This window comes from Marinomonas rhizomae (genome assembly GCF_003315485.1).
Lineage (GTDB): Bacteria > Pseudomonadota > Gammaproteobacteria > Pseudomonadales > Marinomonadaceae > Marinomonas > Marinomonas rhizomae.
Genome location: NZ_QNSE01000005.1, coordinates 133,434 through 145,374, shown reverse-complemented (window position 1 = coordinate 145,374; position 11,941 = coordinate 133,434). Strand labels below are relative to the sequence as shown.

Sequence of the window (11,941 nt, the reverse complement as noted above, 5' to 3'; positions counted from 1 at the left end):
GCTAAAAACAGCCGCTTAAATGGATTCAGGGGTGGCTATGGAAAAAGCGACAATTCGCTGTTGCATGGAGCTGTCCTCTTTGCGCTCAATGACATCAAGCATCAGTTGGATGAGTTCGTTTGACATGAATTCGGCCGGATGATGTAAACCGGCTGCGATAAGCCCTTGCTGCAAGCCTACGCGAGCTTCCTCTCCCATGTCTCGGCATACGATCTTGATGTCTTTTTGCTGTTCAGTCGGCAATTCACGAATGGCGTTTAAAACCCCAGAAATGCCGCCGCCATTGACAAATATGCCTTTCAAATCCGTATGTTCTTGCAGCGCGTGTTTCACAACTTTGTAGGCTTCATCGGGTTCTTCTTTGGTCAGCAGTGTCTCTAAAACGGTGACGTCAGGGGCCATTTCTCGTATATACGAGCGAAAACTGGAATCTGAGATGTCTTGGCATTGATAACGATGACTGCCGATTAAAGGCACCACGCACGCGCCTTTTTCGGCAAGTTGGGTTAAGAACCAAGCGGCTGTTCGTCCAGCTTTCCAATTGTCGGTACCAACAAAACCTGCGCGGCTTGGCGCAGACAAATCCGAGATGTACGCAACAACGGGTACACCCTGATGCTTTAATTCATCAATAGCGTTGCTGATCAAAGGGTGATCGGGCGTGACAATCGCAATGGCATCCACTTTTTTGCCCAGCTCTAAGAGCTGTTGCGCGATGGCTTCTGGCGCAAGGTTGTCTTCAAACTCGACGGTGGCTTGAATGACGGCATGAGGGTAGCGATCGGCAGCGACCTTCAGGGCGTCGGCCCATTGCTGGTATATCAAACGATGCGACTGTTGCAGTAGAAAGCCCAGTTTTCGGTGGGGTAGATTATCGCGTTTGCGGGCTTTCAGAGTATTGATGCCGTAATAACCAATGTCTTCAGCGGCAACTAAAATGCGCTCGACCGTTTCGGGCCGTACGTGTTCTCGTCCGTGAATCAGTCGTTTTACGGTGGACGCGCTGACCCCTGCATGTGCGGCAAGATCGGTAATGGTTGGTCGCTTCATCGGTATTTCCCCAGTATCAGTCTGTGCTTCTTAACATAGCAAGTGAGAGGGCTCATGAATAGGATCAAAAGAGTTCATTTGTGAGACAAAATTTCATCGTTAAGCTTTCTAATAAACATCAATTTCTGGATTTATTAGTTTATGGTCAAAGTTTTAAATGAATTAAATGGTTCATTTATGGATGGTCTATTTTGAAACCTTAGCTCATTACCGTTCATTTTTCGCTTTTCTCTGTATTCATCAAACGCTAAGTTCTATGAGTCCTTTCGAAGGCATGTTCGATCTGCACAAAAGAAAAATAAAATGGAGGTAGTGACAATGTTAAATGGTGAAAAATGCATAGAACGACCATTACGGTGGGGAATGATTGGGGGCGGCCGAACTGGTCAAGTCGGCTACAAGCACCGCACGGCAGCGTTGCGAGATAACACCGCTTATCAGTTGGTGTGCGGAGCATTTGATTTAGATGCTGAGCGTGGCAAAGCATTTGGTAAGAACCTAAGTGTGGATGAAGATCGTCTTTACGCTGACTATCTTACGTTGATTGCCGAAGAATCACAGCGTGCTGATGGAGTAGAGGTGGTGTCGATTGCGACCCCTAATTTCACGCACTTTGACATCACCAAAGCTTGCCTTGAGGCCGGTATTCATGTGATTTGTGAAAAGCCGTTATTTTTCACCGTGGCAGAGTGTGATGTCATTGCCAAACTAGCAAGTGATAAGGGGTTAATTGTCGGTGTGACATACGGTTTTACAGGGCATCCATTGGTTCATCAAATGGCAGCAATGGTGAAAAGAGGGCTATTGGGCGACATTCGCATCGTGGATATGCAATACACTCATGGGTTTAATTCAGACGATGACCGCCATGCGGGTGAGGCCATGAAATGGCGTACCAACCCGGCCACAGCAGGGCCAACCTTTGTCTTAGGTGATATCGGCACGCATTTGTACTACTTGTCTGAAGTTGTTTTACCAGAGCTGACAATTGACAAGCTGCTGTGTGATCGAAAAGCTTTCATACCCAGCCGCGCACCTTTAGAAGATCATGCCACAGTCTTAATGCATTACAACAATGGTGCCCGTGGGCGGCTTTGGGTGTCGTCTGTAAACGCGGGCAATATGGGGAGCCAGCGTTATCGCTTTGTCGGATCTAAAGCGTCGATCGAGTGGTCGGATACACACCCTGATCAGCTTATCTATGAAGTGCAAGGACAACCTAATCAGATTCTTCATCATGGTATGCCCTACCTTGAGGATGAAGCCCTAGCCGTTGATCGTATGGGGGCATTACACACCGAAGGGCTGGGCGACAGCTGGGCCAATATTTACTTATGGATCGCTCAAGCAATTGATGCTAAGCAGCGTGGTGATGAGGGTTTTCTTAATAGCCATCACTATCCTGGAATCGAAGCGGGTACTGACGGTGTACGTTGGTTGGAAAACTGCGTTCGCTCCGCTGATAACGGGTCGGCTTGGGTCAATTTTGAATAACATTACAGATTAATGGACGCAATAATGAAACTCTCAATGTGTACGGATAGCCCAGGAAATCTTTCTTATACAGAGATGTTAGATAAAGTGGTCGCACTGGGGTTAGAGGGGGTGGAAATGACAGGGGACGGCTGGTCATGATTTGCAATGGTGGAAAGAATTCTTTTCGGTATGTCGAATAGTGGGTTACAACGACTGGGTCAGTTTGGAAATGGAAGACTTGACCATGTCTGTTGAAGCTGGCATAGATAGCTCTGTCGAAGCCTTAAAGCAAACCATCAGCCGTTAACACGACGGCTCAACCACCAAATGCCTCACCTATCTGTGGGGCATTTTTAAAGAGAAGTCTATGCCAGAGTACGTTAATACCGAAATTCCAGTGTCCCGCATTTCCGAAACGGGCATGGGGTTTCGCCATGAAGGAAAAGAATACTTTAGTGTTCACTTTGATCAGGAATTGAGAGTGTATGAAAACCGCTGTCCACATTTTGGCGTGCGATTAGAGTGGATGCCCGATCAATTTTTAGACTCGTCCAGAATGAATATCTTATGCAGCCGACACAGCGCACAGTTTGATATCAAAACCGGATTGTGTCACCAAGGCCCGTGCGTTGGGGATTCTTTACTGCCTGTTCAGCATCAAGTTCATAATCAGCAATTATGGATTAAGGTGTAGCGTGTATGAACAGTGAGATAAGCCCTCTGCTTTGATAATAATCGTACTGAAAGAACGGGCAAGCTGTTTGTAATATTTCCCCACGCTACAGGGTGATAACCGAGTACAAGCCGATCGACTGTTCAGCGGGCTGGAAATGGACTGATACTAGTTTTTGCCTCGTCCTCCATGAAAGCTCTTTAAGGCATTCCGCGCAAGGGTTGGGCTGACGCCGATTTATGTCTTCTAACGACTGCCAGACAAAGCGCCAATGCCGAATGATCGCTTAGTCGTAAGTCTCGTTTTAGCCACACCACAACGGGGTTAAGCGAACGCTCAATAATCATGTTGTGGTCGCTCATTGTGCAGGATAAATTGGCCAGTCGGCCGCATCCACTGAATCCAATTGGGTATCAAATATTTGGCCTTGCCACTTTTGAATAAACTGTTGATTTGGGTCGTATTGTTCAGTTTGTTTTTGCAAATTGAAATGACGGCCACCTTTGGGGTCGGCGCCAACTCCTGCGATGTATTGCCAATTCCCCCAATTGGAACCGACACTGTAATCGAGTAGCTGCTCTTCAAAATACGCCGCACCATAACGCCAGTCGATGCCCAGTTCATAGATCAAGCAGCTGGCAGCAATTTGTCGCCCTCGGTTGCTCATATAGCCGGTTTCATTAAGTTGCTTCATGCAGGCATTTACCAAGGGATAAGGCGTGTTGCCTTGGCTCCATTTGCGAAAGCGTTCAGCGTAATAACTGCCTTGATTTTGTCTTCTTGTTAACCCTCCAGGTAAGAAAAGCTGTTTGCCATAGCGTGTCGCATACCAATGAAAATACTCACGCCATAGTAGTTCGAAATAGATCCAGTATGTTGATTCGTTTGCGCCATGATCTCGCTCGTAAGCGTCGATACTGGTTTTGATTTGTCGAGCTGATAAACTGCCTTGCGCCAACCATGGCGAGAATTTGGTGGAGCTTTCCCAGCCATCTAGTTTGTTACGGGTTTCTTTATAATAGCTTGGTAGATCCGTTGAGAAGTAATCGCTTAGCTGGTCTATCGCAGCGTGTTCTCCGCCAGTAAATGCACTCCTATCTTCTACTTTATCAAGCTTCCAAGGGCGAATGCGTTGAATGTCGAACACCGGAACGGGTGGTAACTTTTGTAAGGCAGGTAAGGGGGCAAAAGTATCTATGTCTTCGACTAAACGACGGAATTTAGAAAAAGAATCAGGTAGTTCTGCTATATCAAAAGGCAACTGAGATGGTGTAAATAGGCTCAAACCATGACCCAAATGAATACGCACATCAGGGTATCGATTCGCTATGCTCTTAAGTGCTTGTCGTTCGTCCCAGCCGCCGTGGTGGTTTCGATATAGATGTGCAATCGGCACTTCGTTGAGCAGTATGTTTAAACTGGTGGCGGCATCTAATGTGCTTATGAATAATGTTTGCCCCAAGGATTGTAATTGCAATGCCAAACTCTGCAGGCCTTGCTTTAAAAAACGACGGCGATTCTTCGACATGCCTTGGGTTGCATAACGACTAGAAGAGCGGTGGTGAGGCTCATCGCAATAAAGACAGACAAGATAATCAACCTCCTGCGCCGCTTTCCATAGTACGCTCTGATCAGCGCAGCGCAGATCTTCTCCGAACCAAACTACACCTAGTTTCATTACATATTCCTGTTTATTCGTGACTCTTAACTTTAGTACGTATCTAAGAGAATATTGGTTTAAAAAATATGCATATCCGCTTTGTATCGATCGCCTCAAATAACTTTGTTTCAAAAGTTGGGTTTTTTAAATGAATTATTTTTTACCATCAAGCAAAAACCATAACAAAAATAGGGGTATAATGAGCAAAATTTTCCCGTTTACGTTAGAAGGTAGTGATAATTATGAGTCTTCCAAATTGCCCAAAATGCAATTCTGAGTATGTTTATGAAGATCAGGCTATGCTGATTTGCCCTGAATGTGCCCACGAATGGAACCCTAATGAAGTTGAGGTTGATGAAGACGCGCTTATTATCAAAGATATGGGCGGTAATTTATTGCAAGAAGGTGACAAAGTGACTTTGGCGAAAGACCTTAAGGTTAAAGGCTCATCCCAAGTATTAAAAATTGGCACCAAAGCGACAATTAAACGTCTTGTTGATGGTGATCACGATATTGATTGCAAATTAGATGGCGGTGGCGAAATGATGCTGAAGTCTCAATTTGTGAAAAAAGCCTGAAGCTGGTCGTTTTATCATCAAAAGAGAAGAGGAAGTTTCTCATTCTCACTTTTAAAATGAGCATAATAATGCTCATTTTTTATTTCGAATAAATACAAATGGGCCGCTATTTATCCAATATAGATGATATTTTGCATGTGTCTTAAGGTGAGTTTGCGGATCAAGTTGGCGTGAGCCGAAGTATGTTAACGTATGTAGAGTCAGTCAAAGGGAATCCCGCACAAGCTATTATCAACAAGATTTTTGAGTCTTTTGGGTCCAATCCAGCTTGGTGCCTATAGAATCGCATGTGGCGTGCTATTTATTGGTTGGAAAAGCTGAGCGCTAGTTTATTCGCTGCATTCAAGCCTTACTCAACCAAAGGCAATAGCCAGTCTTTGACTTCTTGCCATGATGTCGTATTCCCGTTCAATACTCTTCCGAGTAGGCTGCCCAGCAAAATAGTGTAAATCGGTATGGCGTTTGTTTTTCCGACGTATTCAGTCACCAGATCCAGATATTTCTTTTCCACTAGTTGCATATGTTGGTTGTGGTGAATTTGTTCGGCTGTCATGCCTCGGGTGAAATCAATCACCAAATTAAGCTCCCCTTTAAAACGTTCATCAATATGCTGTATCACTTCTAGCAAGGCATCCAGTCGTGTTTCTGGGCTGGTGTTTGGTGGGCAGGGAGAAAACGCCATGTCTTCTGACGTGATGTATTCAATGCACGCGGTGAACAGAGCCTCTTTACTGGCAAAATAATGGTACAGCGCACTTTTAGAAACCTTCAGTTCATCGGCGAGCTGTCGCATACCAAGTTGTGAATAACCATGCGCTAAGAAAACATGACAGGCTTTTGAAACAATGAGCTGTTTGTGTGCTTGGTGATCAATGATCTTTGGCATAAAAAATCTCTTTATTCGTCCATCCGGACTATAAAATAATGACAAAGCAATACGCAAGCTGCTATTTTTATAGTCCAAGTGGTCTGAAAAAGAAAAAGGATGAAATATTATGCGTATTAATTGGAATTATCCGCCAGTCAGGCGTGGTTTGGCGGGTGCGATTGATCGATTTATTGGGCCGGGTGCGACGCCAGCGGAAGTGCTTTTGCAAACGCTATTGCCTTTGGTAGCGGCGCTTGTTGCGGTTGTGTATGGCATGTTGCAGATGCCGGAGTGGTCTTATCTGCAATTATTTATGTGCGGTCTACTGGCGTTAGACATATCGGGTGGGATTATTACCAACGCCACCTCCACGGCAAAACGCTGGTATCACCGATCTGGTCAATCGATCCGCCAGCATATGAACTTTATCTTGTTGCACTTTCTGCAGCTGTTTTTAGTGGCGTATTTTTTTCTGTCGTTTGATTGGGTTTGGCTAATGGTCGCGGGCGGTTATCTAGTGGTGTCGGCCTTGATTATTTTAATGACCAGTGTGTATTTGCAGCGACCCGTTGCGATGATTTTATACAGTATGGCGTTTTTGATATCGCTGTATGGCCTGGCTCAGCCAGAGGGAATGGAATGGTTTTTACCACTGTTTTACTGCAAGTTGTTAGTCAGTCATTTACCGCATGAAGAGCCGTATCGACCTGACAGTGAAAGCTTGTCGTGACTTATGACAGGACCAATGAAGCGTTCAAGTCCGTCCTGTCGGCTTTTAGATCAACGTTTCTTGCTTAGTCGCCAATAGGCTTTGGTGTGGTTGTTCTTTCCCATTACTTGACGTTCATTGCGTAAAAAATGACGAACTTGTTTGCTGAGTCAGACTCAAAAGCCGTCTTCAGATTTACATCGGGCGGCTTTTTGGTATATACAGGTAAGGATAATTAATTAATCATAAATTGATGTTCAAACTTCAAATCTAGTAAAAAATGATCAAAAAAGTACTTTTATAAAACAACTTATAAAAAAATAGTTAAAAAAGTACCTATTTATCATTAACTTGTATTTTTGTGTCAAAATAGTATTAATATTTTGCTTTTATTGTATTTGTTTACTCCCTTCCGACTTCTTACACTCCTTCCCCCATATTTATGATGACAAAAAGAGCAATATGTTTTCTGCATCTTGATTGTGTTTTTGGCGGTTTTGCTTAGGTATTGTATTTCCTTCAAAAAGCACTCTTAAAGTAAATCAGAAAAAGATCGCTCAGAGAGGTGCTTTGTTTGCCTTTCATATAATTCCTATTAAAAGAATAAAGAGATAAGTAATGAATTTTGAAAAGCTAGATAGAGTCAATGAAGAGCAGTTGCCCATTGCAAAGCATAAGTTGCACGGCTGGAAACACTTTTTTGGTTTGTATGCCGGCGAACATGTGGCAGCAACTGAGTTTGTTATTGGTGCTACTTTCGTTGCTCTTGGCGCGAAAACGATGGACATTCTTCTTGGTCTTTTGATTGGTAATATTCTTGCCATTCTGAGTTGGACTCTGATTACAGCGCCAATCGCAACACAAACACGTTTAAGCCTGTATACCTATCTTGAGAAAATAACGGGTCAGTCTATGACTAAGCTCTATAACTGGGCAAACGTCATTATTTTTACCGTTATATCGGCCGCGATGATAACTGTCTCGAGTACGGCTGTTCGCTATCTTTTTAATATCCCTGCGCAATTGAACTGGTACCCGAGTAACTTTTGGTTTGTTTTAGTTGTTCTTGCTGTTGGTGTGGTGGTGGTATTTGTCGCCATGTACGGTTTTAAAGCGGTGTCTGAATTTTCTGGAATCTGTGGCCCGTGGCTTTTTGTTATGTTTGCTTCTGGTGCTCTGGTTATGTTGCCAGCATTATCTGAGTCAGTGTTGGGTTCAACGGTTATTCATAGTTTTAAAGATTTTGTAACGATTGGAGATCAATCGATCTGGACTGGAGTGAATGCTCATGGAGAACCGGGTATCGGTTTGGTCGAGGTAATTGGTTTTGCATGGGCTGCTAATACCATCACGCATTTCGGTTTAATAGATATGGCGTTGTTACGCTATGCTAAAAAGCCAATTTACGCTTTATCGACAAGCGCAGGTATGCTGTTTGGTCATTTTATTGCTTGGGTATCTGCTGGCATTATGGGAGCGGGTGCGGCTATTCTGGTGAAGAAATCTATTATTGAATTAGATCCAGGCGATGTGGCTTTCCAAGCGCTGGGTTTGTCTGGTTTTGTTATTGTTATTATTGCTGGGTGGACTACGGCGAATGCAAACTTGTATCGCGCAGGCCTTGCTGCTCAAGCAATTTTCCCTCATTACTCTCGTAAAGCAACCACACTCACAGTGGGTCTTTTTACTGTGGTGATTGCTTGCTTCCCCTTTGTCTTCAGTAAAATGCTGCCTATTTTAACCTATGCCGGTTTATTGGTAGTGCCTGTTGGTGCCATCGTATTTGCTGAGCATTTCTTGTTTCCGAAGATTGGCTTGACTCGCTATTGGGCAAGCTACAAAAAGCTTACTCATAGTACACCGGCAGTCGCCTCGTGGGGCGCTGGGCTTGTCTTTGGTTTTGGTTTAAATGCACTTGATGTGATGTCTTTCTATTACCTTTTCTTGCCAACATGGTTTTTCACTATGCTTGTGTATACCTTGCTCGCCAAACGCTACGGTGCCAGTGATAAATACCCTAAAGAAGAAGCGGAAATGGAACAGCAGGCACAAGTTATCCGTGAATATCATAAACAACAGGCCATTGAGCAAGCTCCTTATGTAGAGGACCGTTCAGCCTTTTCTAAACTGCTAACAGCCCTGTCATGGTTGAGCTTGTTGATCACCTTAGTGCTGGCTTACAACACCATGTTTGAAAGTGTAAATATGACTGCATACATCAATAATCGTGAGCTTTTTTATACTTATGGTTTTGTCTGCACGATTGTTTATTTTGTCACTGCTTATTGGGCTCTGAAGCGTAAAAAAGCGCTTCAAGCTTAACGATCTATTTTTTACGAGATTTACTTATGAACACGACCATTCAGCTTAATCAAAAAAACCTGCATAACTTACCTGACTCTTTTGTCGTACCTAAGTACGATCGAAGTCAGTTAAAGGCAGGTATTGTTCATATTGGCGTTGGTGGTTTTCACCGATCTCATGAGGCGTGCTACAACGATGACTTTTTGACGCTATCCCAATCAACAGAATGGGGTATCTGTGGAATGGGCTTACGTGAGGCAGATCGTAAAATCGGTGATATTTTAAAGCAACAAGATTATCTTTATACCTTGATTGTTAAGCACCCCGACGGTCGACAAGAAAATCGCGTAATAGGTTCTATTGTCGATTTTGTTTTGGCTAGCGATGATCCAGCGGCGGCGACGGACAGATTAGCTGACGCACAGACGAAAATTGTTTCGCTTACAATCACTGAAGGCGGCTACCATTTTAATCCTGCGACCAATGCATTTGATTTTGATCATCCTGATGTTCAGCATGACTTGGTTAATCCACACGCTCCCAAAATGATTTTTGGCTTTTTGACAGAAGCGCTTAGAAAGCGTCGTGCGAAAGGTTTGCCTGCTTTCACTATCCAGTCTTGTGACAATATCCAGCACAATGGCGATATGACACGTAAAATGCTGCTGGCTTTTGCTGAGAAACAAGATCCAACATTGGCACAATGGATTTCAAGCTCTGTGAGCTTTCCAAACGCCATGGTAGATCGGATTACTCCGATGACTACTTTACAAGATATTACGCTGCTTGAAGAAGCTGGAGTTCAAGATCTTTGGCCTGTAACGTGCGAACCATTTACGCAATGGATTATTGAAGACCATTTCTCTGATGGCCGACCTGATTGGGAATCTGTTGGCGCGCAGTTTGTAGGTGATGTGACGCCTTATGAGCTGATGAAAATTCGCCTTTTAAACGCAGGTCATTCTGTTTTGGGACTATTGGGCTCTGTTCATGGTCATGCCACTATTGATGGATGTATTGCCGATCCTCTGTTTGCTTCTTATGTACGGAGATTCATGGATGTTGAAGTAACTCCTATTTTGGCACCTGTTGATGAAATTAATCTAGACGAATATAAGAGCACTCTAATTGAGCGCTTCGGAAACCCAAATATTAAAGATAACTTGGCGCGAATTTGTTTGGAAAGCTCTTCAAAGCTGCCTAAATTTATTGTTCCAACCATAATGGAAAACCTCGAAAAAGGTGGCAGCATTAAATTCGCTGCTTTAGTAATTGCTGCTTGGTGTTATTACTCGGATAAAGGTGTGAGTAAAAACGGCGTAGCATTAGACATCGTTGATGATATGAAAGCTGAATTACACAGCTATGCCTCAAAAACAGAGCAAGATAGTCTCGCCTTTTTAAAATTGGACAGTGTTTTCGGTGATCTTGTGCAATCCAAAACGTTCACAGACGAGTATGTCGCTATGGTTCGAACCTTGTATACGAACAGAGATATTGCCGCTCAAATGGATGTCTTGCTGGGTGAAAGCCTATTGTTAACGGCTTAATGCTGTTGTTGTAGCCCGTTATATTTTAACAAACCGATATCATTCTTGATGTCGGTTTTTTTTGCGCTGCAGTTTGGAACCCTTTTGTAGTGCAGTATTTTTTTATTAATAATGAATGATAAGTGTTAACTTATTCATTAAATATGAAAATAAGATGTGAAAGGGTAAGTGGGTATGGATATTTCAGATCTGATTGTTTTTAAAGCTGTTGTCGAACACAAAGGAGTGACTCGAGCGGCTGAAGCCTTGCGTCGAGTCCCTTCCAATGTCACCGCACGGCTTAAAAAATTGGAAGGCGAACTTAATGTAGATCTTTTTTTACGAACAAATAATCGATTGTCCGTGACCTCTGCTGGGCTGAGGCTATTGGATTACACGGATAAAATCCTGCAATTGCAAAAAAGCGCTATTGCTGAGTTAACACAGGCGGAACCGTCTGGGTTATTAAGATTAGGTTCTATGGAAAGTAGCGCCGCTTCACGCTTACCAAGCATACTCTCGCGTTATCACGACACTTATCCTGCTGTGCAAATTGAGCTTATGACCTCGGCTTCAATGCCGTTAATAGAACGTGTTCTGGAAGGTGAGTTAGATGTTGCAATGAGTGCGGATCCACCAGACGACCCAAGGTTATCCTGTGTGCATTGCTTTGACGAAGAGTTGGTTCTTATCATGCCGGCCTCATGGCAAGATCAAGAGAAGCTGCCTGACTCGCTCACCATGGTGGGTTACAACAAAGGCTGCTCTTACCGAGATCGTCTGGAAAAATGGCTTAAAAGACAAGAACGGACTTGCGAGCGTATTATTGAGATCCCAAGCTATTACACCATGATTAGCTGCGTTATCGCAGGTATGGGGATCGGTATGGTACCGCGTTCACTCTTGTCACTGCATAAAACTGAAGGGCTGGCTTACCGCACCATTGATCAAGATATTGCCCACGCGCGAACCTACTTAGTGTCACGCAAAGATAACCCTTCGAGTGCGATAACCGCATTTGTGGAATGTACTTTGAATTTGCCTTAGGTACTAAGTCACTTTCAAATATCATTTGAAAGTGACTTTACTTAAAT

12 protein-coding genes and 1 pseudogene are annotated in these 11,941 nt (G+C 43.7%); 8 read left to right on the top strand and 5 right to left on the bottom strand.

Annotated elements, in window-relative coordinates; translation table 11 throughout:
- Positions 1-15 precede the first annotated feature (15 nt).
- Both DFP80_RS07485 and DFP80_RS21060 read right to left on the bottom strand, forming a co-directional pair.
- Positions 16-825 (bottom strand): substrate-binding domain-containing protein, encoded by an 810-nt coding sequence (locus DFP80_RS07485; RefSeq protein WP_241560239.1) that lies wholly within the window; start codon positions 823-825, stop codon positions 16-18.
- A 93-nt stretch (positions 826-918) separates the two neighbouring features.
- A pseudogene (locus DFP80_RS21060) lies at positions 919-1,050 on the bottom strand (LacI family DNA-binding transcriptional regulator); the annotation flags it as partial.
- Between the two features lie 318 nt (positions 1,051-1,368).
- On the opposite strand from DFP80_RS21060, the gene DFP80_RS07480 reads away from it, so the two are divergent.
- The 3 genes from DFP80_RS07480 to DFP80_RS07470 all read left to right on the top strand — a co-directional run bounded on the left by DFP80_RS07480 (position 1,369) and on the right by DFP80_RS07470 (position 3,220).
- Positions 1,369-2,544, top strand: a complete 1,176-nt coding sequence (locus tag DFP80_RS07480; RefSeq protein ID WP_113916181.1) for a Gfo/Idh/MocA family protein — start codon at positions 1,369-1,371, stop codon at positions 2,542-2,544.
- 142 nt (positions 2,545-2,686) lie between these two features.
- On the top strand, positions 2,687-2,833 hold the full coding sequence (locus DFP80_RS07475; RefSeq protein ID WP_241560240.1) for a hypothetical protein: 147 nt from the start codon (positions 2,687-2,689) through the stop codon (positions 2,831-2,833).
- 60 nt (positions 2,834-2,893) lie between these two features.
- The gene (locus DFP80_RS07470) at positions 2,894-3,220 is read left to right on the top strand and encodes a Rieske (2Fe-2S) protein (protein WP_241560241.1); all 327 of its coding nucleotides are present in this window, start codon (positions 2,894-2,896) and stop codon (positions 3,218-3,220) included.
- 179 nt (positions 3,221-3,399) lie between these two features.
- Here the strand turns inward: DFP80_RS07470 and DFP80_RS20635 are convergent, their stop codons facing one another.
- Together DFP80_RS20635 and DFP80_RS07465 are read right to left on the bottom strand one after the other, a co-directional pair.
- Positions 3,400-3,546, bottom strand: coding sequence for a hypothetical protein (locus DFP80_RS20635; RefSeq protein ID WP_158601360.1), 147 nt, complete (start codon positions 3,544-3,546; stop codon positions 3,400-3,402).
- A gap of 11 nt (positions 3,547-3,557) precedes the next feature.
- The gene (locus tag DFP80_RS07465; protein WP_113916180.1) at positions 3,558-4,877 is read right to left on the bottom strand and encodes a DASH family cryptochrome; all 1,320 of its coding nucleotides are present in this window, start codon (positions 4,875-4,877) and stop codon (positions 3,558-3,560) included.
- Between the two features lie 224 nt (positions 4,878-5,101).
- Here DFP80_RS07465 and DFP80_RS07460 point away from each other — a divergent pair, with 224 nt between their 5' ends.
- Positions 5,102-5,437, top strand: a complete 336-nt coding sequence (locus tag DFP80_RS07460) for a zinc ribbon domain-containing protein YjdM (RefSeq protein ID WP_113916179.1) — start codon at positions 5,102-5,104, stop codon at positions 5,435-5,437.
- Positions 5,438-5,786: 349 nt separating this feature from the next.
- Here the strand turns inward: DFP80_RS07460 and DFP80_RS07455 are convergent, their stop codons facing one another.
- A complete protein-coding gene (locus tag DFP80_RS07455; RefSeq protein ID WP_113916178.1) occupies positions 5,787-6,323 on the bottom strand; it encodes a TetR/AcrR family transcriptional regulator in 537 nt (178 codons plus the stop codon).
- Between the two features lie 109 nt (positions 6,324-6,432).
- Between DFP80_RS07455 and DFP80_RS07450 the strand changes: the two genes are divergently transcribed.
- The 4 genes from DFP80_RS07450 (at position 6,433) to DFP80_RS07435 (ending at position 11,894) form a co-directional block, all read left to right on the top strand.
- Complete coding sequence (locus tag DFP80_RS07450) at positions 6,433-7,035, top strand: hypothetical protein (protein ID WP_113916177.1); 603 nt, start codon at positions 6,433-6,435, stop codon at positions 7,033-7,035.
- Between the two features lie 597 nt (positions 7,036-7,632).
- The gene (locus DFP80_RS07445; RefSeq protein WP_113916176.1) at positions 7,633-9,336 is read left to right on the top strand and encodes a purine-cytosine permease family protein; all 1,704 of its coding nucleotides are present in this window, start codon (positions 7,633-7,635) and stop codon (positions 9,334-9,336) included.
- A gap of 26 nt (positions 9,337-9,362) precedes the next feature.
- Entirely contained in the window at positions 9,363-10,868 is a 1,506-nt protein-coding gene (locus tag DFP80_RS07440; protein ID WP_113916175.1) for a mannitol dehydrogenase family protein, read from the top strand.
- A 174-nt stretch (positions 10,869-11,042) separates the two neighbouring features.
- Complete coding sequence (locus DFP80_RS07435) at positions 11,043-11,894, top strand: LysR substrate-binding domain-containing protein (protein WP_113916174.1); 852 nt, start codon at positions 11,043-11,045, stop codon at positions 11,892-11,894.
- Positions 11,895-11,941: the final 47 nt, after the last annotated feature.